We start from the raw sequence: 23,232 nt of genomic DNA, 5'->3' as shown, positions 1-23,232 counted from the left end.
TACATCCACAGCCATTTATATAAAATGGCCACATGCAAATACAGTGCAATGTATATCAGGGGTGTGGCACAAAAAAGCCCGCATGGCGCGGGCTTTTTTGTTTGTACTGCAGGGATGATTACATGCCCATCAGCTGGCGCGGATCGAAGGGCTGGCCGTTGAGCTGCATGGCGCCGCCCTTCAGCTCGAATTTCGACTTGATCAGCTTGCCGTCGGTCTGGGCAAAGCCCTGTGCAACGACCTGATTCAGCTGTTCCTGGAACATGGCCAGCATCATGTCGGCTTCTTCAGCCGCGCTGGTTTCGCGGATCACGCGCTCGACCAGTGCCTGCGGTACCTGGATGTTCAGGCCGCCATCGAGCTTGGGCAGCAGCGTATCGATGCTGTTCAGGTCCTGATCCGACACGCCCTTGCTGGCCAGATGCATGGCCAGCTGGCTTTCGCCTTCCGCGGTCTTCAGCGCAAACTTCTGCGAGAACTTCGGATCCTTCTTCACGATGGCCAGCAGCGCCTGCTGCACGATCTCCATATCCTTCACCGGATCGGCCTTGCACTGCAGCATCCCGTTGATCGACATGTCGTTGATCTTCTTCACGGCAGCGGCATCGATGCGCTCCAGCGCATAATCGAAGCTCACGTCACCCAGCAGCTTGCCGTTGAGCGTCAGAGCCGCCACGCCGCCTTTCGCGTTGCCGTTGACGAAACCGCCTTCCACCTTGGTGTCGCTACTGAGCTCCAGCTTGCCGGTCTTGAAGTCAAACGACTTGCCGCCGAACTCGCCGCCTTCGCTTCTGGCTTCGATGCCGGCCAGCGTCATCTGGCCCTTGCCGCCATACAGACCTTCAGCCGACTTCACCTGGTTGGCGCTGTACGTCAGCTCGCCCAGCACGAATTTTTCCTTGTTCTCGGGATTGTCGACCGCGAGGCCGCCGAGTTTCAGTGTGGTATCGACAAAGCTCCAGCCCTGATTGGATTTGATGCTGGCATTGATGCCCTTCCAGTCGACCTTGGTGCCGCCTTCGCTATGCACGAAGGCCGGGCTGCTGATGTCGGTCTGGTAATCACCGTTCATCGAAATGCGGGTCACGATGGACAGCGGGTCCTGGCCCTTGAAGACCTTGGCCAGTTCAGCACGGGTGGTTTCATCGTAAACGATTTCGGTCTTGACCGACATCGCGAACGGGTTGTGGCTGATGGTATTGCGCAGCGTGACGGTGCCGGTAGCGCCATCGAGCATGCTGCCTTCCAGGCCGGTTTCACAACCGATGCGGTAGGTCACGTTTTCCACCGAAGTCAGAAAGCCCTTCTGGAAGTCGCGCTTGACGATCTTGATGATCGGATACTTGCCCAGTTCAGCCGCATTGCGCTCGAAAGCGCCGTCAATGCGTTGCCCCGCATAAAAGGTCGCGCCCGCATAGCCACCTGCGCCCAGTACGGCAACAGCGACACCACCCAGCAGAATCTTGTTCATTTCTTTACCTTGTAAACAGCCAGTGAAATTTTGGTAGCAGTTATATACCAGAAAATCTTACTATCCCGTAATGATTTGTATTGCTGCTGTGATGCAGCTAACTAAACCGCCCGGCACAAATGCCGCGCGCCGGTGTGCCGCAGCCTCCTAGAATGGCAGGCATCCACGCACGGAAGGACACTGTAATGAGCAAGGCCCGCAAAACCATACTCTGTGTATTCGGCACCCGCCCCGAGGCGATCAAGATGGCGCCGCTGGTGCTGGCCCTGCAGGCAGCCCCCGATCTGGACTGCAAGGTCTGCGTGACCGCGCAGCACCGCGAAATGCTCGACCAGGTGATGCAGCTCTTCGGCCTGGCGCCCGACTACGACCTCAACCTGATGCAGCCCGGCCAGAACCTGACCGACCTCACCGCACGCGCACTGCAGGGTGTGCGTGACGTGCTGGAAGACTGCAAACCCGATCTGGTGCTGGTGCATGGTGATACCTCGACCACGCTGGCGGCTGGTCTGGCCGCCTTTTACCAGCGCATCCCGGTAGGCCATGTCGAGGCGGGCCTGCGCACCGGCGATCTGAATGCACCGTGGCCGGAAGAACTCAACCGTTCCGTCGTCGGCCTGTTTGCCCGCCTGCATTTCGCCCCCACACCGCAAGCGGCCGACAATCTGCTGCGCGAAGGCCGCGAGCCAGCCAGCCTTTTCGTTACCGGCAACACGGTCCTTGACGCACTGCTCGACGTCAGCCGTCGCATCGACAGCGATGCGGCACTGGCGGGCCATCTCGCCGCGCAGTTTCCCTTCATTGACCCGGCGAAAAAGCTGGTGCTCGTCACCGGCCACCGCCGCGAGAATTTTGGCGGCGGCTTCCTGCAGATCTGCCAGGCACTGGCAACACTAGCTGCGCGGCCGGACACGCAGATCATCTATCCGGTGCACCTGAACCCGAATGTGCAGGGGCCGGTGAAGGCCACGCTGGATGGCATCGCCAATGTGCATCTCATTGCCCCGCAGGATTATCTGCCCTTTGTCTATCTGCTCAAGCGCGCGCATGTGGTACTCACCGACAGCGGCGGCATCCAGGAGGAAGCCCCCACACTCGGCAAGCCGGTGCTGGTGATGCGCGACACCACCGAGCGCCCCGAAGCTGTGGCCGCCGGCACGGCACGTCTGGTCGGCACCGATACGGCACGCATCGTCAGCGAAGTCAGCCGGCTGCTCGACGACGACGCGGCTTACCAGTCCATGGCGCAGGCCGGCAACCCGTATGGCGATGGCGATGCGGCAGCAAAAATCGTCACCATCATCCGCCAGTGGCAACATCCGGCTTAGCCCCGCCACACGACGCGCGTTTTCATGGGTATCTGACCACAGCCATTTCCAGCCAAAGCCTTGGAGCCAGTACATGGAGATGTATATCAGAACACCGCAGCAAGTGCTGGCCAGGGTACTGATCAGGGGCGGGCTGCTGGCTGCAGGCCTGCTGCTCACCGCGCCCCTGCTGGCAGCGCCCTGCCGGCAGGCCGCGCAGCACATCGGCATTTACCAGCCCTGGAATGCGCACAGCAGCCTGAGCAGTGACCAGATCGAAACGGTCGCCGCGAAGCTGGCAAGCGATGGCTATACCAGTGTGCTGCTGCAATGGAGCCGCCACGGCGAAACCCGCTTCTGGCCTGCCGATGGCTCGGGCTGGCTGCCAGCCCTGCTCGAGAACGCCAGGCGCCTGCAGCGGATTCACGGCCTGTATGCCGACCCGGCTTACTTCAGGATGATTGCGCAGGATGACTGCGCACTATCCGGTTATCTGGCCTCGCTGCGCCGGCTGAATCTGGAGGAAGCAGAAAACATGCACCGGCAGCAATCGGGCCAGCTGCTGGCCGGCTGGTATCTGCCGGAAGAAATCGACGACCTGAACTGGCGCACGCCGCAGCGCCAAGCGATGCTGGCCGACCACCTGCAACGCAGCGTGCGGCAATTGCAGCGCCTCACCCCCGGACGGCCGGTATATGCCTCGGCCTTTTTCGGCGGCCACGGCAAACCGCAGGACTTTGCCCGCATGCTGGCGCAACTGCACCGCCAAAGCGGCATCATCTGGCTGATCCAGGATGGCCAGGGCGTTGCCCGCACGCCCCGACCCGACACGCGACTGTATCTCCACGCAATCAGTACCACCCTGCCGGCCAAGTCCTGGCTGGGCGTCGTCGAAGTATTCAACGAACAGCCCGGTGCCACCGGCAGCCGCTTCTGCCCGGCCAGCAGCGCCGAGATCGCGCAGCGCAGGGTACTGTGGTGCCGCGCCACCGGGCAGGAAGCTGCCGTGTATTTTTCGCTGAACCAGCTCAATGCGGAACAGCTCGGCATCCAGAATGCCATCTGCAGAACGGGCGATGGCGAACCCGCAGAGCCGTAATCAACCGAAACCGACACACTAAACAAGAGCAAGGACATTGGTTCGTGTCATATCTGCCAGTACATCTTCCGAATTTCAGACCCTAGGCATGGTTTCCAGACCACGCAGCAGCCAAGCATCAGCATCGAATCACTTGCTTACTCATATATTTCATTTTCACAACATGTAATCACGATCACTTTACCAGCAACGAAAAAATAAGCGATCCTGCGGCCTCCAATCCACATCCTTTCGGAGTACGTAATATGGGTCTGCTCGATAAAGCCTTCGGTCTGGTTACCAAAACCAATGATGAAAGCGTTCAGGGCGCATTCGTCAACCTGTGTATCGCCGCTGCCGGTGCGGATGGCTGCGTATCCAATCAGGAAGGCCGCTCGATCATGACGTACATCGCACGTCTGAAAATGTTCGACGAAATCAATGATGGCAAGCTGGAAAAGCTGTTCGACAAAGCCTTCGCCACCCTGGAAAGCAAGGGTCCGCACGAACTGGTGAAGCTGGGCTCGGCCGGCATCCCGAAAGAACTGCGCCCGACTGCGTTCGCCTGCGTGGCCGACATCGTGCTGGCCGATGGCGAGCTGGAAGATGAAGAAAAGGAAGTGCTGGAGCGCATCGTGACCGCACTGGAGCTCGATCAGTCCACAGCCGTGTCGATCATCGAAGTGATGCTGATCAAGAACAAGATGTAATCCGCCCGGGCTTCATTCGGGAATACATCGGGTATTGCTCTGTAGCCATTTATTAATATTGGCCACATGGCAATACCCCTATCAACGAGAAACAGGCATGAGCATTCCTTCCACCACTCCCATCTATGCCAAACGCTTCGCCCGCATTGTTAGCCTGGTCGGCTGCCTGCTGCTGGGTACGTTCATCCTGTTCTGCGCACGCTTTGCCGAAACCGACAACCGGATCGCGCTACTGGCGGTCTACGGGCTGGGCGCACTGTGCATTCTGTATCCACTCGCCACACTGCTGCCGCAGTTGCTGCAGTCGGGCAAGCCGATGCTGACACTATCGGCCGCCGGCATCACGCTGCGTGATGGTACTTTGCTGCCGTGGGCTGACATTGCCAGCAACCAGATCCTGCCGGTGGAATCCGAGCAGGGGATTACTGTAGGCTATCGCATCGAGGTCCGTGATGCCGCCGGCACGCTGCATGCGTTCGGACTGCCCAACATCACGCCGGAACGCTACACGGCACACTGCCTGCACTACCAGCGCGCCATGCGCACCTGATCTCCACACCGGCAGCGCCCCCCCCCCGCCCGGACGCATGCCAGAACCTGTCCGAGCCGGCAATTTGCCGCTACTGCAGGAAGATCGGCCCGATTTGTGGTAAAAAGCTCCTTTCGCGAAACGCCAACCGAGCCGTGCCATGTCCGACATCCTGAAAAAAATCTGGGCCACCAAGCGCGAGGAAGTCGCTGCTGCCAAGGCCAAAATCCCGCTGGCCGAAATCCGTGCCCAGGCCGAGGCAAACGGTGCCGACCTGCGTGATTTTGTCGGCGCACTGCGCGCCAAGCATGCCGCCGGCCTGCCGGGCATCATCGCCGAAATCAAGAAGGCCAGCCCGTCCAAGGGCGTGATTCGCGCCGATTTCCGACCTTCTGACCATGCTGCCGATTACGCCGCCCATGGTGCGGCGTGTCTGTCGGTGCTGACCGACGCGCCCTACTTCCAGGGCCACGTGGATTATTTGAAGGCCGCCCGCGGCGCCTGCACGCTGCCGGCACTGCGCAAGGACTTCATGGTCGACGAATACCAGATTTTCGAAGCGCGCGCCTGGGGTGCCGACTGCATCCTGCTGATCGCCGCCGAACTCAGCCTCGCGGAAATGCGCGATTTCGAAGCCATCGCCCACAGCCTGGGCATGGCCGTGCTGGTGGAAGTTCACAACGGCGAAGAGCTGGACGCCGCGCTGCAGCTGAAGACACCGCTAACAGGCATCAACAACCGCAACCTGCGCACCTTTGAAGTAACCCTGCAGACGACACTCGATCTGCTCGCGCGCATTCCGCAAGACCGTATCGTCGTCACCGAATCCGGCATTCTGGCGCCGGACGACGTGGCACTGATGCGCGACCACAAGGTACACACCTTCCTCGTTGGTGAAGCCTTCATGAAGCAGCCGCAACCGGGCGCAACCCTGCAGGCTCTGTTCGAGCCGGCTTATCCGGGCATCGCCGACTAAACCCGGAATTGCAAGGTATAGGCCATTGGCCTTTCCAATAAAAGGCTACAGCGACATACCCATCAAGCCGTCCTATCTCGGGCGGCTTTTTTCTGGCCAATTTTCGCCGCGAGCCAGCGGAATACCGCGCCACGCGGGGCATCGATGCCGGTACGCAGGTAATCAATCAGCACCGGGCTTTCCAGAGCCCACTGCATTTCGCGCTTCGCCCGCAGCGAGCCGGCAAAGAGGATGCGCGCGCCCAGCTGCAGCTGCTGGCTGGACTGCGGCAACACGATGTCATGCCCCTGGTACTGGTAGAGCAAAGGCAGGCAGGCCAGCGAACGTTCGCGGTTGGCCGGATCACGGCACAGGTCAGCCAACCGTAGCGGTGGCAGCGGCTGCGCCAGGAAGGCGTGCACAAACCCCTTGTTTTGTGCGGTCAGCTCGATGGCCCAGCGTTCGGGAACATCGCCATCGCAAAGCAGTAGCAATTGCTCCTCCAGCTGGCTGGCCCAGCTTTCGCTATAGGTCTGTACCAGCTCCATAAACTGGGTTAGCAGTGGTGTGGTCATCGCCACCAGTGCCTGCCGGGCGACAATCTGGCTGCGGATGACGGTGAGATCCGGTTTGATGGCCACAAACAGACTGCGGTTCTGCGCCAGATTCTGTCGCGCCACCACCATCAGTTCCGGCTTGATTTCTCGCGCGGTAGCAATGGCCGACAGGTTGTTCACATCGTGGTCATGGCAGGCAATCAGGCCAACCGCCTGCCGCAGACCAGCTGCGCGCAATTCACTTTCAGTCACCCCAAGGCCGTGCACCAAGACACCTTCCGGCAGCTCGGGGTGACCTTCTTCATCGATCACTTTCACCGTCATGCCCTGCTGCAGCAAGGCCTGATAGACCGCATGCCCGAAGCGGCCAAAACCAACGACGATCCAGAGCCCCTGCTGGGGACAAAACAGCGGCGGGATCGGTCGGCCCGGCAGTGCACACAGGGTCTGCCAGAGCCGGTAGTGGCTGGGCGAGCGCAAGGCCATGCGGAATTCGACGCCCACCGTCTCGAACATGTTGATGACATGGTTGGCGCCAAATGACGACATATTGCGCCCGACATGCAGCGAACGTGAGCGGCCAATACTAAGCAGCCTGGGCCGTAGCGCATGGCAGGCCATCATGGCAGCCAGATTGACATTTTCATCACCCGTGACCGCCAGCACCCCACGGCAGCGTGGATGGAGCAAACCAGCCACCTGCAGCAGTTCAGGGTTGGCTGCATTACCGGCAATCGCAGGAACATCAGCGTGGTAGCCTGCCAGCAACACTTCATTGACGCGCTCTTCGCGTGTTTCAACCACCACAAAGCGCTCGCCGCGCTCATCCAGCGCCCGGGCCAGCAGTTGCCCGGTCTGCCCGTAGCCCAAAATAAGGTAGAAAGGTGTCGGCATGCGGCGCACTTTCAGCGTGAGGCGCGCCAGCCGCATTGCATGCTGGAAACTCTTGTCCTGAAAGAGCGCCAGCAGGCTGCCGAGCGTGTACGTCCAGCCGATGACGGAAAGATAAATGCATACCAGCACCCAGGCCCGTTGCGCCATGGAGAATGCATAGGGAATTTCGCCAAAACCGATGGTGGTGGCGGTGTAACTCATGAAATAGAAGGCGTGGAAGAAATCCAGCGCCGGCTGGCCTGCCGGTGCGGCCATCAGCACAAGGCCGAAAATCGACACCGCGTAAATCAGGATGAGCGTGATCAGCGGGACACGCATGCGCCGCAAGGCCAGGAAAAAAATATTGTACATGCGGGCTTACCTGCGCTGGGTAAGCGTCTCGCCAATCAGCAGCACGACCGAGACAATATTGGCCATCATCGCCCCGCCCGCCAGCGACACGATGGTCGCCATCAACTTCGGCGTCATGCCATCCGGGCTGCCAAACGAGGCATAACCCCACACGCAGGCTGCCACCAGCAGCTGCAGGTCAGCCACCAGGCTGGTAGACAGATGCACGGCACCGAGTTGGGTGCGATCGCCAACTTTCAGTACGGTCGCGATCAGATTGACGACGATGGCAGCAAACAGCTCGAAGGAATCATGCTGGTGAATCGCATCGATTTCCCCGACAAAAAAACCGAAGTTCAGCGTGAACGCCAGGATGATAAAAAAACCGAAAATCACTTTTTCCAGATTCATGGAAGATGCCCGCAAGAATGATCCTGGACGAAGTTTAGCTGTTCCTCGGCAGAACCGGCACGGCAGAAGTCATCGCGACCGGAAAAGTAAGCATAACCCGGCAAAAACATGGCTTTCGCAGGATTTTCCCGATGGGCAACATGCCGCAGGAATGGTAAAAGCATTCTCCGTACACCACGCAGGTATCAGCCATGAACAAAGGATATGCCTACGCTGCAGGCGCATACCTGATATGGGGGCTGCTGCCGCTGTACCTCAAGGCCCTGCACGGGCTGGCGGCGATGGAAATCCTGCTGCATCGCATGGTGTGGTCACTGGTTTTCCTTGGCGCGATCCTGCTGTTGCGCCGGCAGTGGCAGTGGCTGGCTTCCTTGCGCCAGCCACGTCTGCTGGCGGGCTTCACCCTGAGTGCTCTGCTGCTGGCACTGAACTGGTTCATTTACATCTGGGCGGTGCAATCCGGTCGGGTCGTCGATGCCAGCCTGGGCTATTTCATCAATCCACTGGTCAATGTGCTACTGGGCGTTCTGGTGCTGAAAGAACGCCTGCGGCGCACGCAGTGGCTGGCGATTTCCATTGCTGCGTGCGGTGTAGTCTGGCTGACTGTCAGCCGTGGCCAATTGCCCTGGATTGCCCTGTTGCTGGCACTGACTTTCGGCACGTATGGCCTGCTGCGCAAGACCGCGCATCTGGGAGCGCTGGAAGGGCTGGCACTGGAAACCGCCTTGCTGTTTCCTCTGGCGGGCACGGCGCTCCTGCTGATGCTGCTGCAGGGACAAAGCGGGTTTCCGGATGCCCCGGCGGGCATCAAGGCCCTGGCCCTGCTGGCCGGCCCGATCACGGCCATTCCCCTGCTGCTGTTTGCCGCCGGTGCCCGCCGCATCTCGCTCACCCAGCTCGGGTTGCTGCAATACATCGGACCGACCGTGCAATTGCTGCTGGGTGTTCTGCTCTGGCACGAACCGTTCGGAGCCGACAAATTGCTCGGGTTTGCACTGATCTGGGCGGCCTTGCTGCTGTTCACTGCGGAAGGGCTGTGGCGGCAACACAATTCGCGCCCGCTTGCCGGCTGACAAGCTGCTAAGCTGACACCATTTGCATCGTTGAACGGAGCCCGATCATGCTGCGGCGACTGCTGGCATTGCTACTCACCCTTTTGCTGCTGGCCTGCGGTGGTGCCAGGCTGCAGCCATTGCCAGCCGGTGCCAGCATTCTGGCGTTTGGCGACAGCCTGACCTATGGCACGGGAGCCAGCGCGGAGGAAGCCTATCCGGCCCGTCTGAGCGCACTGATCGGGCATCCCGTCATCAATGCCGGCATCCCCGGCGAAACCAGCGCACAGGGTCGGGCACGGCTGCAGGCGGTACTGGATGAAGTCAAACCACAACTGGTGCTGCTGTGCCTGGGCGGCAATGATTTCCTGCAGCGCCAGCCTGCCGGCGAAACGACAGCCAATCTGGCTGCGATGCTGGAGCTGCTGGCCCAGCGCCGGATCCAGGTCATGCTGATCGGCGTGCCTCGCCCGGGGCTCGGACTTGATACTGACCCCCTGTATGCGGCGCTAGCCAAACAATACCAAGTGCCACTGAACGATACCTCACTGGAAGACATTCTTTCGCAGCGAGAGCTGAAAAGCGATACCGTGCACCCGAATGCGGCCGGCTATCAGCAGCTCGCCCTTGAGCTGGCGGAACAGCTGCGCGAAACAGGGGCCATCCGCTAGCAGCGCTCTTGGGCGCAGCCTATTGCAAGGTAAACTGGGCCCGGCTCAGCCTGCCATCCTTGGCATCTGCTGCTGTAACATCGATCCGTGATTTCACGACAAACAGCCGGGCATCCTCCACCCCCGCAGCCTGCAGCGCCGCCTTGGTTTTCTGGGCCCGCTGCATGGCGAGCTCGCGCAAATCCTCGTCCCTGATCACGGTATTGGCAAGAATCAGCTTTTCCATTTCAGTCACCGGCTGGGATTTGGTCATGCCAATCAGGTTTTTGGGCTTGCTGAATTTGCCAGCCTTGTACACCTGGGCCAGCAGGCGCGCATAATCATCCGGGCTGATGATCAGTTCTGTGGTCTCCTGCGACTCGGCCTGGTCGCCCAGCTCGGCCACTTTCATGGCCCGGATTTTTTCCTGCAGATGCGCCTGTTTCAAGCCTGCGGCATCGTCTTCCTGCGATGCCCAGCCGGCAATATCCAGCTTGAGTGCCGGCCGGTCCAGCAAGACCCCAGCAAGACGCTGAATGCTTTGCTGAGCATTGGCATCGAGTTTTGACTGCCCGGGCTCGAATTCGACATGCGAGAGCTGCGGCCCGTCACCAAAGGCACTGGCCAGTGCATCAAATGGCGAAGTAATCACTTTCTCCAGCAGATTGCCGATGATCTGCCATACCAGTCCCCCGGCGCTGAACTGGGGATCATCAAGCGACCCTTCCACCGGGATATTCAGTTTGATCTGCCCGCGCCGGTCGGTCAGCAGCGACAAGGCAAACTTCACCGGCAGCTTGGTGGCATCCGGGCTATCGACCTGCTCGCCCAGTGTCAGCTGATCAAGAAACACCTGGTTGCTGGCCTTGAGTTTGCCATTCTCGATGAAATACGACACATCCATCGACAGCTTGCCTTTTTCGATGCCATAGCCGGCGTATTTGGCCGAATACGTCGAGGCAGCGGTGAGGTCATAACCTTTCACTCCCCCCTTGATATCGATAAAGATGTCCTTGGCCAGCGGATTCAGGCTGCCGGAAATGTGTACAGGCGCCACCTTGTCCATGCTTCCATTGAGTTCAAGCGAAGCGCGAATGGCGGGATCTGTCGACAGGCTGGTAATCTGTCCGTTCATGTCGGTCAGGTTTGCGGTGTAGTTCGGCTTGATGAAGAGGTCGCTGTAATTGATATTGCCGCGCTTGAACACCAGGCGTCCGATGCTGACCGGCACCTGGGCAGTGGCTTTCCCTTTCTCGGCGAGCACTACAGGAGCGGCACTTGCCCTGGCCGAAGCGGATGCGGCGTCCGGCTTCACAGGGTCTTGCGCGGCGGTGACCGAAGTCGCCTGCCCGTCACGCACCAGAATATCCTGCAGATTCATTCGCCCGTTGGGAGACAGGATCAGCCTCGAATAGAAGTCATTGATGCCCACTTCCGCCACCTTGACCGCCAGCGGTGCAAACTGCAGGTTTACGCCGCTGAGCTGAAAGCTCTTCCATTTCAGGAAATCATCGCCACTGAGCTTGTCGAGCGCGTAGAAATCGCTGACCAGCACGCTGCCGGTATAGCGCCCGGTGAACCCCGGGCTGCTTGCCACTTGCAATTCCCCCTTGGCACTGACAAAGCCGCTCGCCAGCGAGATATTAAGCCAGCGGGTGAAATACGGCTGTCCGTAAGCCAGGTCAATATTTGCCAGATCAAGCTGGAGCTTGCCGGCAAACGGGGACGGAATCATGTCACCACTGACCTTGTAACTGCCCCGCCGCGTCCCCTTGGCATTAAAACTCACTCGGGCCGGCTTGCCTGATGCCAGATCCAGCCCCTGGACTGCCAGGCTGATGTCCCTGAGAGCCAGTGGCGGCACCTTGACCAGGCGCTGGTCTTCCAGATTGGCAGTCCAACCTTGCAGATTGGCGTCGGCCAGCGCAAGGCGCCATTCCTGACCGCCCGATTGCGACTTGACGGCAGGAAGCAGCCCCAGCAGATTGAGATTGCCTTCCTTGTTGATCTGCAGCGTCATGCTGCCTTTTTCACCGGCCAGCTTGCCGAGTAGTATTTCATGCTTCTGCAGATCAATAGTGCTGTCACTCAGTGCGAGCACCCCGCTATCCAGCAAGGGTTCGCGGCCACCTGCCAGATAAAAGTGGGCCCCCGACAGCGTAGTAACCAGTTCATCAATGCGCACAGGCATACCCTGCCTGAATTCCACACGAGCACCGGCGGCAAGCGTTCCTTCCCTGATGATGGTCGGGCTGAATTGCGCCAGATAGGCATTGAAGGCGGGCAACTGCCCCCCTTCGAGAGCGAGCTTGATGGATCCGTCCTGGCTGCCCGGGCTGATCTCGCCGGCAACGGTCAATTTGTCCAGCACACTCCCTGATGCCTGCAGGGATACTTTGGCCGATTTTCCTGCTGCAGTGGATAACTGCCGCACATCCAGCTGGATATCCCGCAATTCCATCGCTGTAGCCGGTTTAACCGCGAAGTCCTGCCAGATGACCTTGCCCTTGCTCAGTGCCAGCTGGTCAAGCTCGATCAGCGGACTGACATCCTTCCCGGTGCCAGCCGCCTGTGGCTTGCTTGCCGTACTGGCATCAGGAGCACTGCCACCGGAGGCAGGCAAAGCGGCCAGCCAGGCAAACCGGCCGTCAGCATTGCGCTGCAGGGCCAGTTGCCAGTCAGCAAGGTGTACACGATCAAACATGTAGCGCTGCTGGAACGGTTCGATGTCCTTCGCGACCAAATCCAGTTTTGCAAAGTTCAGCAAAGGCTGCTTCTGCCAGTCCAGCCGGAACTGGCTCACTTCTGCCGAACCCCGAACCAGAAAGCGGGGCGGCTCGCTTTCGCGGAAAATGAACTGCACCTTGCCCGACAGCGATCCCGACACCAGCGACAAGCCTTCAGGCAGGGGCACGTATTCCAGGTAACGCGGCAAGGCCAGTGCCGCAAGATCGAGCGCGAGTTCGGTTTCGCGCCCCTCGGCAAAGGGTTTCGACTTGCCCTGCAGGGCGAAGCTGCTGCCATTGAGCTTGCCCGATATCGCAGGCGTCACATACTCGTCAATACGGTATGGCAGCGTCGAAATAAATGGCAAGCTGACGTTAAATGCAGTCAGGGCATGCGAGCAGCCTTCAACCTTATCCTCAAGCCTAATAGCAGCATCAAGCAGCCGGATATTGTTCAGCGAGAATTCCGGCAAGGCGGCATCCCGCTGCACGTTGTCAGATGACTTGCGCTCCAGCAGATCGGAAAAATTGAAACGGCCCGGAGCGGTACGAACAATCCGCAACTGCAGCTGCTCGACCGTCAGTTCGCGCACCACGGGAGCCTGGTACCAAAGACTGCTGAGCTGGACATCGACCAGCACCTTGCCTGCCGCAACGAATGCCCCGCCATCGCGATCAAGAACGCGAACATCGCGCGCCTCGACTTTCAACAGATAAGGATTGATCGAGAGCTCGGCAATACTGACCTTGCGCTGCAACTCCGCGCTCAACCTTTCTTCCAGCCAGGGGCGCAGCAACCAGGGTGCCAGAACCGCCCCCAGCAAACCGACCAGCAGCACGATAGCAAGCAATCCTAGTCCGATATTCCGGCAACGGGGGGTCTGTATTTGCTTTCGCATCGCCTGCAGCATGTTGAACATCATCTTTGAATATCATGTCGTCAGCGTCAATCTAACCCAAGCTTCCCGGCTTGTCATGACACCGCCCACCATCCGGGCAGATCAGCGTAACAAACACGCGCTAGGGTGTAATCCGAGCTGACTTAATGGGGTTCCAGCAGCTACAATAGGAATCTTGGTTGAATACGCCAGACAAGGCGGCAAGGAAGTCGCGTGGTATTTTCTTTTTTCCGCAAGAAAGATCAGGATGATGCCAGAGGACCGGCCAGCAAGATGCGGACAGACGCAGGCGCTGTCACGCCCGCAACTCCTGCCGGTACAACAGGCAAAGCAGCGGAGCAATCCGCCCCCTCCCCTGCGACCAAACCCGACAGCCAGAACGGTTATGATCTTTCAGACCTGACCATTGAAGTGGAAGTGGGCTCGGAAAGTCTGACACCAAGTGAAGAGCAGGCAGTCATGCTGCATGCCAACAACCAGCCCGATGCCGCCATCGCCGTTCTCGAAGCAGAAATTCCGCAGATCAAGGGCAAACGGCGGCTGGAATCCTGGCTGATGCTCTTCGAGCTGTATCAGCAGACGGGCAAGCGCCAGCTGTTTGATGCACTCGCACTGGACTATGTACTCGAATTCGAAACCTCGCCGCCAATCTGGGATGCCAGCAGCAATCAGCCTCCTGCCGCCGCGAGCAAAAATGCCGCGACCAGCAACTACCATGCTTTTGCGGAAAAACTGACGGCCGAGACCATCGGCGGTGAAATCAACCGTTTCATGGCGGCACTGGCCTCTACCCCGGTTCTGCGCGCTGACTTCAGCAAGGTGCAGGACATCGACACACTGGGCGCAGCCGAGCTGCTGGTTGGCTGCCAGCAGGCAAAGAAACGCAAGGTAAGCCTTCAGGTACTCGGCTCGCAGCATATTGCCCAGTTGCTGCAATCCAGGATCGAGGTTGGCCGACGCATGCCGGCCGAGGCGCCGTTCTGGCTGCTGCTGATCGAAATTTACCAGGCACTGGGACTGCAGGAAGAATTCGAAAATCTGGCGGTCGATTACGCCATTACATACGAGGTCTCCCCGCCATCCTGGGACGCCCGCCATGCGCCGCGCACCGCGAGCCAGGTCGCTGCCGATGAGGCCAAGGCCAAGGCTGAACTCGATGCCAGCCAGCCGGCACCTCAGGACGGACTGGCCCTGAGTGGCGACATTTCCGCCAAACAGGGCGATGCGCTGGACACCATCCGGGCGCATGCGCAATCGCACCCGCAAGTCATCATCAATCTGCGTCAGGTAAGGCGCATCGATTTCGAATCAGCAGGCCTGCTGCTCAATCTGTTCATGTCCATCCAGGACAAGCCCGTGCGCATCATCCAGGCCAATGAAATGGTCTATGGTCTGTTGCGCCTGATGGGCATCACTGATCTGGTCAACGTCAGCCGCCGCAAAGGGAATTAAACCCTCCGCCTTGACTTGCCGGCCTACGCCTCCATCTGAAAGCCTGACATTCCTCACGCGGAGCAAGCAATGCAGCAATTCGACGGCACCACGATCGTATCCGTTCGCCGTGGCAACCAGGTGGCGGTTGGCGGCGATGGCCAGGTGACACTCGGCAACGTGGTCATCAAGGGCACTGCACGAAAAGTGCGCAAGCTCTACAACGACAAGGTCATCGTCGGTTTTGCAGGCGGCACGGCCGATGCCTTTACCCTTTTCGAACGCTTTGAAGCCAAGCTGGAAAAACACCAGGGTCAACTCACCCGTGCCGCCGTCGAGCTCGCCAAGGACTGGCGCACCGATCGGGCACTGCGCCGGCTGGAGGCCATGCTGATCGTCGCCGACCCCACAGCCACCCTGGTCATCACCGGCAACGGCGATGTGCTGGAGCCCGAACAGGGCATCGCCGCCATCGGCTCCGGTGGTGCTTTTGCGCAGGCCGCAGCGCGCGCCCTGTTTGAAAACACCGAGCTTCCTCCCGACGTGGTGGTCAAAAAAGCCCTCGAAATTGCGGGCGATATCTGCATCTACACCAATCAGAATCACGTCATCGAAACACTGTGATGCATGGCTGACACCCTCGCAATCCTGCGTTCACTCAATGCAGACCATTACACCTCCGGTGCTGCGCTTGCCGAGCGTTTCGCATGTTCTCGCGCCTCCATATCGGGGGCGCTCGCCCAGAGTGAAACCTATGGTATACGCCTGGAGCGCAAGCATGGTGTTGGCTACAAGCTGATACACCCCATCGAATGGCTCGATGAAGCCCGGATTGCCAGCCAGCTAGCCGCAGATACACAGCTCTGCATCCGCTGCTGCAGCGAAACCGAATCGACCAATCGCCAGCTGCTGGTGCAGGCACAGCACGGACAGGCACTGGCCGCAGAATGGCAAACCGGAGGGCGCGGCCGGCGAGGACGACGCTGGCAAGGGCAAGCCGGGGCCTCGCTCCTGTTTTCACTTGCCTGGCAATTTGATGGCGGCCCTGACCGGCTTGCCGGATTGCCGCTTGCCGTTGGCCTGACCGTGGCAGAGACACTGGCGCAGGCCGGAGTTGCCCGGATTGCACTGAAATGGCCCAACGACCTCCTGCTTCCTGCCAGCGAAGACTGGGGCAAAGCCGGAGGCATCCTGATCGAAATGCAGGGCGACGCACTCGGCCCCTCACTGCTGGTCATCGGCATCGGACTGAACCTTGCCCCCCCAGGGCAGGATACTGGCCAAGTCGCCGCTGGCCTGCAGGAGCATGGCCTGCGCTGCGGGCGGAACGAACTGCTTGGCCAGCTGCTCGCCAATCTCGAAACCATGCTGCGGACCTTTTCCCGCCAGGGCTTCACATCCGCGCTGCAGGCGGGCTGGGAGCGGCGTCACGCCTGGCAAAACCAGCCAGTAACCGCCTATCTGCCTGATGGCAGCACGCAACACGGCATTGCCTGTGGAATCAGCAGCGACGGCAGCTTGCGCTTGCGCACCACCGAGGGCGAGATTTTGCTGGGCAGCGGCGACATCAGCCTGCGCCGAGGCTGACCATGGAACTACTGATTGATCTGGGCAATACCCGAACCAAATGGGCCCTGAACACGGACAAGAATACCTCCGGCGAGTGGCAAGCCTCGGGCTACGCCGCAAGTGCCGAACTGCTTTTTGCCGACTGGCAACATCTCCCCCGCCCTACCCATGTCTGCGGTTGTGCCGTGGGCAGCAATGCCCTGCAGGAAGCCATCCGGTACTGGTGTCTTGAACACTGGCAGTTGACCGTGCACTGGCTGAAACCCTCGACGTCGGCCGCCGGCCTCTACAGTGATTACGATCCGCAGCAACTGGGCAGCGACCGCTGGGCCGCCCTGATCGGAGCACGCCACGCCTGGCCTGATTGCGGGCTGATTGTCGTATCCGCCGGCACCGCGTGCGTGATTGATGCACTCAGCCGCCGCGGACATTTTCTTGGCGGTTACATCCTGCCGGGTTATTACCTGCAGCGCCTTGCGCTGCACCAGCATACCGCACGACTGCCATTGTGCGACGGGCAATACCAGACCTTCCCCCGGCAAACGGCGGACGCCATTGCCAGCGGCTGCCTGACCGCACTGACCGCAAGCGTGGAACATCTGCACGCCGACCTGGCCCGCCATGATGGCGATGAGCCATTGATCATTCTGAGCGGTGGCGATGCCGCACAACTGGCCGACAAACTTAACAAGCCGGTACAGCTGATGGATAATCTCGCGCTACACGGACTGGCCGCATTGCGGACTGCCGGCGAAGGAGTATTTCTGCCATGAAATGGCTGTTTATTGTGCTGCTGGCCGCCAATGCGGCAATTTTCGCATTCGCGCGCCTGCTACCGGCCTCCGTACCGCAGCAGAATCTCGCCCTGCGCGAGGTCAACGCCAGCGCTATCCGTATCGTCAGCCCCGACGAGGCATATACGGAAACGGCACAAGCCAGCACAGTTGCCGCAGAAGACAGCAACGACCGGATTCAGCCTACGCCCGTACCGGAAAAGGCAGCCAGCCAGCCTGTACAGAATGGCCAGCTGTGCAACATTCGCTGGCAGGGACTGACCGGTGACCAGATCGCGGCGGCGCGCAAGAATCTGGAAGACCTTGCCTTGCAGGCCAGCGAAAAAAGCAGTCCGGAAAGCAGCAAGGTCTGGGTTTACATTCCCCCACTCGACACGCTTGAACAGGCCAAAAGCAAGGCCGCGCAGCTCAAGGAACTGGGCGTCGACGATTACTTCATCGTCAACGACGGCCGGCGCTGGCAGAACGCCATTTCGCTAGGCATTTATTCAACCCGGGAAGCCGGTGAACGGGCACTGGAAGAATTTCGTGCCAAGGGTGTGAAATCCGCTGTCGTGCGCGAACGCGACGACACGGTACGCCATGCGGAATTCACCGCGCAGAATGTCACTCCGGAACAACTGACTGCGCTCAAGCGCTTCAACAGCAAATACCGCGGCGCCAGCATCCAGCAGCTGGAATGCAAATAGTACGTCTCAGGGGTAGCTGTAGAACTGCCAGCGTAACTCGGGGTTATTCACGATGTAAAAGTCGTTGCCCGGTTTTTTTGCCACAGCAGGGACTTTGCCGGCAGGCTGCGACTCACCGGTGACCGCAGTGGCAGCGGCGCGTGGAATGCTGCGGGCAGGTGGGAGAATCGCCCCGCGCGGCAGCGCAGTGATTGGCAAAACAGTCACCTGCCCCGGGCCTGTATATGCCGGAGCACGCACAGCCGCCTTTCTGGCTGGCGCATGACTGCTGCCGCTGGCCAGTACCGGCTCCGCCAGCAGCCAGCACGCCCCGGCCAATGCCACCATGTGCAACACCCGCGAGGCCATCATTGTGCAGTCTCCTTCACTTCGATACGCACATAATCACCCGGTGCCACCACGCCTTCCACGGTACCCGTGGAAAACAGCGGCTGAACGGCGGTAACCTTCAGCTTGCCTGTGCGTTTCTCGGGCATGCCTAGCGTACTGCCCTGCGGCGCGGCAACACTCTGCAGCGGCAGGGTATCGGGCTGCAGGCGGTATACCTGCAGCCGGTCGCCCGGCCGGATGCCAACTTCTGCGCCGGCATCAAAATACACCTGCCGGCCTTCCACCCTCACGACCCGCGCTGTCATAGGCAGGCAGGCCACCGCCTCATCCAGCAACTGCCCCACTTTCTGCAATTGCTCCTGCACCATCCGGCCATAATCGGTGGCAAAGAAGCGCGGCGAGCCGAACTCGGTACCTTCCCGCTGCAAGACTTCACCCGAAGCCTGTCCGGCATACATCTGCCGTGCCAGCATGGCCCCGGAAATACCGTCATAGACAAACACCTCCACATCAAAGCGGCGATCGGTCGGCGTGGTCTTGACGCCAAGCTGGGTAAAGCGGGCTCCCGGAACATTCAGAATCTGCTTGCTCTCGCCTTCGCGCACATCACTGCCCAGGCCCAGCTTCAGACGCTGCCCGCTGCTGCCTGCGTCGCGCACGATGCCACCGATGACAAACTGTGTTCCATAACGTTGCGCAAGTTCGTGCACACGCTCGGGCAACTGCTGCGGCTCGATGAAACGGGGGCTGAACTGGAACGCGGCCTGGTATGCCGCCTGCTGCGGCAGATAATGCCCGGTATCGCGCAACTGGCGCGCCAGATAGGCCTGCATGCCTTCGGGCACCCGCAGCAGGTCGGTGGTCTGGCTGGGCTGCTGCACGTAGAAATGCGTCAGCAATACCTTGCGGCGATAGCGGTCAAAACCGCAGGCGCTCGGCAAGGCGGTTCCGCTTGCGCTGGCCATTGCGGGCCTGACATCGAGGATGACATGCCAGAAACCGTCGGACTGCCATTCCTTCAGCAGCTGATAGTCGCCAACTGGCGCCCCCTGTACGGAGGTCTGTTCGCTATAGCCGCCAGTCTGGCTGTCGGATGTGCCGCGCACGGTTGCTCCGGCGGCCAGGCTGGCATTCTGCAAAGCATCGCTGATGGCCGCCGCGCGAGCCGGCTCAATGCCGCCCGATCCGATCGGCGCCATGCCGCTGAACTGCGCCGCGCCGGCGTGCAGGCACAAGGCCAGCAGGCCGGAAAAGCAGGGGATTGCCCATCTATGCATCATTCAGCCAGGTAGTAGTTGTTGCTGCCCGAGCGCGTTACCGGACGCACGGTATTTTCTGCCGCAGGCACCTCGCCGGCAGTGGCGGCATCCTGTACCCGGGCCGGCGCGGCGGCCTGCGTTGCGCCCTGCTGGAAGTCGGGCGAAAGATTCAGTTCCAGCACGGTTTCATAGCCGTTGCCGGGCAAGGGCGTAATGCTCACCAGGCGAGCGCCGCGCAGATAGGCATCGACATACACGCGGAAACTGTCATTGGTCAGCGCGACGGCATTGACTGTGCTGCTGCCGGTAATCTTCAGCCCGGCGACGGTTTCGGCCAGTGCGCGGTAGGCATCAAGTTTGGAGGCGCGGATCGCCATCATGCGGCGCTGGTCCGGCGACAAGCCCTCTGCCGTCGGCGTCGTGCCATACCCCACTGCCGTCACCTTGGCCGGCAGGCTCACTGCCGGCGCGGCGGCCTGCTGCGACGATCCCATGCCGGCACATCCTGCCAGCAGCATTGCCCACGCACCCAGTAGCACTACCTGCCATGCTTTCATGATCCGATTCCTTTTGCACCGATCAACCGGCTTCAAGTCTAGAGCAGCCGGCAGCGACAAGCCAGCAGCGCACCCGGCAAGCACAGACTATGCTGCATGCAGGCCTCACTTCTGGAGAAAACCATGACCCGCAACCAGGTACTGCAAGGCATACTCGATTTACTGGATAAGCTCAGCGATACCGAGCTCGAAGCGCTCTACAACCGCCTGCACGACGAAGATCATATTCTGGCCACCGGGCGTGGCCACTTCGAACACCAGGATATGGTCGACTGAAGCAATACCCAATCGGATATAGGCCTGTACCCCTTAGATCGCAAAGGCCACAGGCTTATACCCGCAACAGCCACTATTTCTTGCGGAAGACCAGATCCCAGACACCGTGCCCCAGCCTGATGCCGCGGTTTTCGAACTTGGTCAGCGGACGATAATCCGGGCGCGGCGCGTAGCCATCCGCCGTATTTTCCAGCTGCGGCGTGGCAGACAGCACGTCGAGCATCTGGATGGCGTAGTCTTCCCAGTCGGTCGCCAGATGGATGTAGCCCCCCGGCTTCAGGCGGCTCAGCAGCAGCTGCACGAATTCCGGCTGGATCAGGCGGCGCTTGTGATGGCGTTTCTTGTGCCACGGGTCGGGGAAGTAAATGTGCACGCCGTCGAGCGCGTCCGGTGCCAGCATGTGCTGCAGCACTTCCACCGCATCGTGCTGGATGATGCGCACATTGCCGATATTGCCTTCACCCACCAGCTTCAGCAGGCTGCCGACGCCGGGCGTGTGCACCTCGACGCCGACGAAATCGGTGTCCGGCCGGCCGGCTGCGATTTCTGCCGTAGCCTGTCCCATGCCGAAACCGATTTCCAGCACGCGCGGGGCATGGCGGCCAAAGGCCGCATCCAGATCAAGCGGCTCGGCAGCATAGGGAATGCAGAAGCGCGGACCGAAATCGTACAGCGCCTTTTCCTGCCCCTTCGACAGGTGCCCCTGCCGCAATACGAAGGATTTGATGCGACGATGCCGCGCATCCGGCTGATAATCGGCCTGTGGCCAGAGGCAGTTGATTTCCTCGGCCTGCTGCGCGGCACTGAAATGCTCCCAGATCAGACCATTGCAATCGCTCTCGCTGCTGATTCTGCTGGCGTCCGGGTCCTCCCAGCCAAGGTGGCGCAGACCCGCGGCCCCCTCGGCCTGGCGGATCGAAACATTCAGTGTTTTGGTGCGCCACAGCGCGTACTCGCCATCCACCACCACAACCGGCTTGGCACCAAGGCGACGGCTGTAATCGGCGATACTGGCTGCCAGATCGCTGACCCCAAGTGCCAGATGCAGTTTTTTTTCACTCATGACTGTTCCGCAAAAGAAAAACGCCGCGCACGGCGGCGAAAGATGGGCGGATTATAGCGGTTTCTGCCCGGTTTCGTAGCGCACGCAAATCGGCAAGGCAAGCAGCAGCGGATCACCTATGCTGCAGGGATGCCAGCCCTCCTCGCCAATCCACTGCCACCGGCAAGCGACGCCTTGCCGTCCAATGCTGTCGCCCCCGTGCATCATGGCCACTCCTACCCGCGCCATCTGGAAAAAATCGCCCTGAACCTGCATCCCGGCCAGATTGGTGTCGAGCGCGAGCGCCCGCTTGCCACCCTGCTTGGCTCCTGCGTGGCAGTTTGCCTGTATGACCAGCAGCTAAGGCTATTTGGCATGAATCACTTCCTGCTGCCGCATGTGCACAAGCGCACCAGTACTCTCGATGCAAACCTGGCCGGCATGGCGGCAATGGATAACCTGATCAACCGCATGCTCAAGCAGGGCGCAGCGTGGGAGCGCCTGCGTGCCAAGGCGTTCGGCGGCGCCAACCTGCTCAATCTGCGCCGCGGCCTGCAAGCGGGCGAGGCCAATATCCGCTTCGCGAGCGACTGGCTGGCATCGGAGCGCATTCCGTTGCTGGCCTGTGACTGGGGGGGAGAATTTGCCCGCAAGATCGTTGCCGACCCCGCCACGGGCGATGTCTACTGCCGGCGCATCACGCCGCTACCCATCCAGGAACACCAGCTCATGCGCGCCGAAGTACTGTATCAGCACCAGCTGCAAAAAGAGCTGGAAGCACGCACGATCGACTTCTTCTGAATCGAACAAAGGGTATTACCTTGTAGCCCAATAAAATAAATGGCTACAAGGCAATACCCTTTGTTTAGAATGACTAAAGCCTTATTTGGCGGCAGCGATCAGACCGGAAACCGGGCTCGATGGATCGGCCGAATACAGCTTCTTCGGCATGCGGCCGGCCAGGAAGGATTCGCGCCCGGCTTCAACCGCCAGCTTCATCGCGCGCGCCATGCGCACCGGATCTTTCGCGTGGGCAATCGCGGTATTCATCAGGATGCCGTCGCAGCCCAGCTCCAGTGCAATCGTCGCATCCGACGCCGTACCAACACCCGCATCAACCAGCACCGGCACAGACAGCTGCTCGATGATCAGGCGCAGGTTCCACGGATTCAGGATACCCATGCCGGAGCCGATCAGCGAAGCCAGCGGCATCACCGCGCAGCAACCGATCTCCTGCAGCTCCCTGGCGATGATCGGGTCATCCGAGGTGTACACCATCACGTCAAAGCCATCCTTGACCAGCACTTCTGCAGCCTTCAGCGTTTCACGCACGTTCGGGAACAGGGTGTGCTGGTCACCCAGCACTTCGAGCTTGACCAGCTTGTGACCATCCAGCAGTTCGCGCGCCAGGCGCAGCGTGCGGATGGCATCCTCGGCGGTATAACACCCTGCGGTGTTGGGCAGGTAGGTGAACTCGGATGGCGGCAGGTAATCGAGCAGGCTGGCTTCGCCGGCATTCTGGCCGATGTTCACGCGGCGGATCGCCACAGTCACGATCTCGGCGCCGGATGCCTTTACCGCCTCGCGGGTCTGCGCGAAATCCTGGTATTTGCCGGTCCCCACGATCAGGCGCGAGTTATAGGTTTTGCCGGCAATCTGGAAAATATCGTCACTCATGGATTAACCCCTTGTTGTTGAACCTGCTGGCGCCCGGTG

23 protein-coding genes are annotated in these 23,232 nt (G+C 60.3%); 14 read left to right on the top strand and 9 right to left on the bottom strand.

Going from position 1 to position 23,232, the window contains the following annotated elements; genetic code table 11:
• Positions 1-118: 118 nt before the first annotated feature.
• On the bottom strand, positions 119-1,471 hold the full coding sequence (locus tag H559_RS0117380) for a YdgA family protein (protein WP_028453723.1): 1,353 nt from the start codon (positions 1,469-1,471) through the stop codon (positions 119-121).
• Between the two features lie 185 nt (positions 1,472-1,656).
• On the opposite strand from H559_RS0117380, the gene wecB reads away from it, so the two are divergent.
• The 5 genes from wecB (at position 1,657) to trpC (ending at position 6,071) form a co-directional block, all read left to right on the top strand.
• Positions 1,657-2,799 carry a non-hydrolyzing UDP-N-acetylglucosamine 2-epimerase gene (gene wecB / locus H559_RS0117375; protein WP_028453722.1) on the top strand — a complete coding sequence of 381 codons (1,143 nt, stop codon included), beginning with the start codon at positions 1,657-1,659 and terminating at the stop codon, positions 2,797-2,799.
• A gap of 73 nt (positions 2,800-2,872) precedes the next feature.
• Positions 2,873-3,877 carry a DUF4434 domain-containing protein gene (locus H559_RS0117370; protein WP_028453721.1) on the top strand — a complete coding sequence of 335 codons (1,005 nt, stop codon included), beginning with the start codon at positions 2,873-2,875 and terminating at the stop codon, positions 3,875-3,877.
• Between the two features lie 245 nt (positions 3,878-4,122).
• Positions 4,123-4,566, top strand: a complete 444-nt coding sequence (locus tag H559_RS0117365) for a tellurite resistance TerB family protein (RefSeq protein ID WP_028453720.1) — start codon at positions 4,123-4,125, stop codon at positions 4,564-4,566.
• A gap of 97 nt (positions 4,567-4,663) precedes the next feature.
• Positions 4,664-5,116, top strand: a complete 453-nt coding sequence (locus tag H559_RS0117360; RefSeq protein WP_028453719.1) for a hypothetical protein — start codon at positions 4,664-4,666, stop codon at positions 5,114-5,116.
• A gap of 139 nt (positions 5,117-5,255) precedes the next feature.
• Complete coding sequence (gene trpC / locus H559_RS0117355) at positions 5,256-6,071, top strand: indole-3-glycerol phosphate synthase TrpC (protein WP_028453718.1); 816 nt, start codon at positions 5,256-5,258, stop codon at positions 6,069-6,071.
• A 62-nt stretch (positions 6,072-6,133) separates the two neighbouring features.
• On the opposite strand, the gene H559_RS21060 is transcribed toward trpC, so the two are convergent.
• Complete coding sequence (locus H559_RS21060) at positions 6,134-7,852, bottom strand: NAD-binding protein (RefSeq protein WP_034642050.1); 1,719 nt, start codon at positions 7,850-7,852, stop codon at positions 6,134-6,136.
• A gap of 6 nt (positions 7,853-7,858) precedes the next feature.
• The gene (locus H559_RS0117345; RefSeq protein ID WP_028453717.1) at positions 7,859-8,242 is read right to left on the bottom strand and encodes a DUF6394 family protein; all 384 of its coding nucleotides are present in this window, start codon (positions 8,240-8,242) and stop codon (positions 7,859-7,861) included.
• Between the two features lie 191 nt (positions 8,243-8,433).
• Here H559_RS0117345 and rarD point away from each other — a divergent pair, with 191 nt between their 5' ends.
• On the top strand, positions 8,434-9,315 hold the full coding sequence (gene rarD, locus H559_RS0117340; protein WP_028453716.1) for an EamA family transporter RarD: 882 nt from the start codon (positions 8,434-8,436) through the stop codon (positions 9,313-9,315).
• A gap of 47 nt (positions 9,316-9,362) precedes the next feature.
• On the top strand, positions 9,363-9,965 hold the full coding sequence (locus H559_RS0117335; RefSeq protein ID WP_028453715.1) for an arylesterase: 603 nt from the start codon (positions 9,363-9,365) through the stop codon (positions 9,963-9,965).
• Between the two features lie 19 nt (positions 9,966-9,984).
• On the opposite strand, the gene H559_RS0117330 is transcribed toward H559_RS0117335, so the two are convergent.
• Positions 9,985-13,569: a DUF748 domain-containing protein gene (locus tag H559_RS0117330; RefSeq protein ID WP_444541997.1), complete on the bottom strand. Its 3,585-nt coding sequence runs from the start codon at positions 13,567-13,569 to the stop codon at positions 9,985-9,987.
• 213 nt (positions 13,570-13,782) lie between these two features.
• Here H559_RS0117330 and H559_RS22030 point away from each other — a divergent pair, with 213 nt between their 5' ends.
• The 5 genes from H559_RS22030 to H559_RS22025 all read left to right on the top strand — a co-directional run bounded on the left by H559_RS22030 (position 13,783) and on the right by H559_RS22025 (position 18,052).
• On the top strand, positions 13,783-15,021 hold the full coding sequence (locus H559_RS22030) for an STAS domain-containing protein (RefSeq protein WP_051279762.1): 1,239 nt from the start codon (positions 13,783-13,785) through the stop codon (positions 15,019-15,021).
• 69 nt (positions 15,022-15,090) lie between these two features.
• The gene (gene hslV, locus H559_RS0117320; protein WP_028453713.1) at positions 15,091-15,624 is read left to right on the top strand and encodes an ATP-dependent protease subunit HslV; all 534 of its coding nucleotides are present in this window, start codon (positions 15,091-15,093) and stop codon (positions 15,622-15,624) included.
• A 3-nt stretch (positions 15,625-15,627) separates the two neighbouring features.
• Positions 15,628-16,587, top strand: coding sequence for a biotin--[acetyl-CoA-carboxylase] ligase (locus H559_RS0117315; protein ID WP_028453712.1), 960 nt, complete (start codon positions 15,628-15,630; stop codon positions 16,585-16,587).
• A 2-nt stretch (positions 16,588-16,589) separates the two neighbouring features.
• Positions 16,590-17,342 carry a type III pantothenate kinase gene (locus tag H559_RS0117310; protein ID WP_028453711.1) on the top strand — a complete coding sequence of 251 codons (753 nt, stop codon included), beginning with the start codon at positions 16,590-16,592 and terminating at the stop codon, positions 17,340-17,342.
• Positions 17,339-18,052, top strand: a complete 714-nt coding sequence (locus H559_RS22025) for an SPOR domain-containing protein (protein WP_051279760.1) — start codon at positions 17,339-17,341, stop codon at positions 18,050-18,052. The genes H559_RS0117310 and H559_RS22025 overlap by 4 nt, the downstream gene beginning before the upstream one ends.
• A gap of 6 nt (positions 18,053-18,058) precedes the next feature.
• Here H559_RS22025 and H559_RS0117300 read toward each other — a convergent pair whose 3' ends face one another.
• From H559_RS0117300 to H559_RS21045, 3 genes are read right to left on the bottom strand one after another with little or no spacing between them, the layout of a single operon-like run.
• Positions 18,059-18,403 (bottom strand): hypothetical protein, encoded by a 345-nt coding sequence (locus H559_RS0117300; protein WP_028453710.1) that lies wholly within the window; start codon positions 18,401-18,403, stop codon positions 18,059-18,061.
• Positions 18,400-19,659, bottom strand: coding sequence for a flagellar assembly protein T N-terminal domain-containing protein (locus H559_RS0117295; protein WP_034642039.1), 1,260 nt, complete (start codon positions 19,657-19,659; stop codon positions 18,400-18,402). Before H559_RS0117295 ends, H559_RS0117300 begins: the two co-directional genes overlap by 4 nt.
• Entirely contained in the window at positions 19,659-20,198 is a 540-nt protein-coding gene (locus tag H559_RS21045) for an LPP20 family lipoprotein (RefSeq protein ID WP_051279758.1), read from the bottom strand. The genes H559_RS0117295 and H559_RS21045 overlap by 1 nt, the downstream gene beginning before the upstream one ends.
• Positions 20,199-20,321: 123 nt before the next feature.
• On the opposite strand from H559_RS21045, the gene H559_RS0117285 reads away from it, so the two are divergent.
• Positions 20,322-20,474, top strand: coding sequence for a hypothetical protein (locus H559_RS0117285; RefSeq protein ID WP_155845478.1), 153 nt, complete (start codon positions 20,322-20,324; stop codon positions 20,472-20,474).
• 73 nt (positions 20,475-20,547) lie between these two features.
• Here H559_RS0117285 and trmB read toward each other — a convergent pair whose 3' ends face one another.
• Complete coding sequence (gene trmB, locus H559_RS0117280; protein WP_034642105.1) at positions 20,548-21,255, bottom strand: tRNA (guanosine(46)-N7)-methyltransferase TrmB; 708 nt, start codon at positions 21,253-21,255, stop codon at positions 20,548-20,550.
• 411 nt (positions 21,256-21,666) lie between these two features.
• On the opposite strand from trmB, the gene H559_RS0117275 reads away from it, so the two are divergent.
• A complete protein-coding gene (locus H559_RS0117275) occupies positions 21,667-22,317 on the top strand; it encodes a chemotaxis protein CheD (RefSeq protein ID WP_051279757.1) in 651 nt (216 codons plus the stop codon).
• Between the two features lie 81 nt (positions 22,318-22,398).
• Here H559_RS0117275 and H559_RS0117270 read toward each other — a convergent pair whose 3' ends face one another.
• Positions 22,399-23,193: a thiazole synthase gene (locus H559_RS0117270; RefSeq protein ID WP_028453705.1), complete on the bottom strand. Its 795-nt coding sequence runs from the start codon at positions 23,191-23,193 to the stop codon at positions 22,399-22,401.
• Between the last annotated feature and the right edge of the window lie 39 nt (positions 23,194-23,232).

Origin of the sequence: Chitinilyticum aquatile DSM 21506 (genome assembly GCF_000430805.1) — a bacterium.
Taxonomy (GTDB): domain Bacteria; phylum Pseudomonadota; class Gammaproteobacteria; order Burkholderiales; family Chitinibacteraceae; genus Chitinilyticum; species Chitinilyticum aquatile.
Note: the sequence above shows the minus strand (reverse complement) of the source record. Positions and strands in the feature narration are given on the sequence as shown.

What these genes read in the sequence shown, in the direction of transcription:
- H559_RS0117380 (WP_028453723.1), bottom strand. Translation starts at nt 1,471, where the DNA reads ATGAACAAGATTCTGCTGGGTGGTGTCGCTGTTGCCGTACTGGGCGCA.
- wecB (WP_028453722.1), top strand. Translation starts at nt 1,657, where the DNA reads ATGAGCAAGGCCCGCAAAACCATACTCTGTGTATTCGGCACCCGCCCC.
- H559_RS0117370 (WP_028453721.1), top strand. Translation starts at nt 2,873, where the DNA reads ATGGAGATGTATATCAGAACACCGCAGCAAGTGCTGGCCAGGGTACTG.
- H559_RS0117365 (WP_028453720.1), top strand. Translation starts at nt 4,123, where the DNA reads ATGGGTCTGCTCGATAAAGCCTTCGGTCTGGTTACCAAAACCAATGAT.
- H559_RS0117360 (WP_028453719.1), top strand. Translation starts at nt 4,664, where the DNA reads ATGAGCATTCCTTCCACCACTCCCATCTATGCCAAACGCTTCGCCCGC.
- trpC (WP_028453718.1), top strand. Translation starts at nt 5,256, where the DNA reads ATGTCCGACATCCTGAAAAAAATCTGGGCCACCAAGCGCGAGGAAGTC.
- H559_RS21060 (WP_034642050.1), bottom strand. Translation starts at nt 7,852, where the DNA reads ATGTACAATATTTTTTTCCTGGCCTTGCGGCGCATGCGTGTCCCGCTG.
- H559_RS0117345 (WP_028453717.1), bottom strand. Translation starts at nt 8,242, where the DNA reads ATGAATCTGGAAAAAGTGATTTTCGGTTTTTTTATCATCCTGGCGTTC.
- rarD (WP_028453716.1), top strand. Translation starts at nt 8,434, where the DNA reads ATGAACAAAGGATATGCCTACGCTGCAGGCGCATACCTGATATGGGGG.
- H559_RS0117335 (WP_028453715.1), top strand. Translation starts at nt 9,363, where the DNA reads ATGCTGCGGCGACTGCTGGCATTGCTACTCACCCTTTTGCTGCTGGCC.
- H559_RS0117330 (WP_444541997.1), bottom strand. Translation starts at nt 13,569, where the DNA reads ATGCGAAAGCAAATACAGACCCCCCGTTGCCGGAATATCGGACTAGGA.
- hslV (WP_028453713.1), top strand. Translation starts at nt 15,091, where the DNA reads ATGCAGCAATTCGACGGCACCACGATCGTATCCGTTCGCCGTGGCAAC.
- H559_RS0117315 (WP_028453712.1), top strand. Translation starts at nt 15,628, where the DNA reads ATGGCTGACACCCTCGCAATCCTGCGTTCACTCAATGCAGACCATTAC.
- H559_RS0117310 (WP_028453711.1), top strand. Translation starts at nt 16,590, where the DNA reads ATGGAACTACTGATTGATCTGGGCAATACCCGAACCAAATGGGCCCTG.
- H559_RS22025 (WP_051279760.1), top strand. Translation starts at nt 17,339, where the DNA reads ATGAAATGGCTGTTTATTGTGCTGCTGGCCGCCAATGCGGCAATTTTC.
- H559_RS0117300 (WP_028453710.1), bottom strand. Translation starts at nt 18,403, where the DNA reads ATGATGGCCTCGCGGGTGTTGCACATGGTGGCATTGGCCGGGGCGTGC.
- H559_RS0117295 (WP_034642039.1), bottom strand. Translation starts at nt 19,659, where the DNA reads ATGCATAGATGGGCAATCCCCTGCTTTTCCGGCCTGCTGGCCTTGTGC.
- H559_RS21045 (WP_051279758.1), bottom strand. Translation starts at nt 20,198, where the DNA reads ATGAAAGCATGGCAGGTAGTGCTACTGGGTGCGTGGGCAATGCTGCTG.
- H559_RS0117285 (WP_155845478.1), top strand. Translation starts at nt 20,322, where the DNA reads ATGACCCGCAACCAGGTACTGCAAGGCATACTCGATTTACTGGATAAG.
- H559_RS0117275 (WP_051279757.1), top strand. Translation starts at nt 21,667, where the DNA reads ATGCCAGCCCTCCTCGCCAATCCACTGCCACCGGCAAGCGACGCCTTG.
- H559_RS0117270 (WP_028453705.1), bottom strand. Translation starts at nt 23,193, where the DNA reads ATGAGTGACGATATTTTCCAGATTGCCGGCAAAACCTATAACTCGCGC.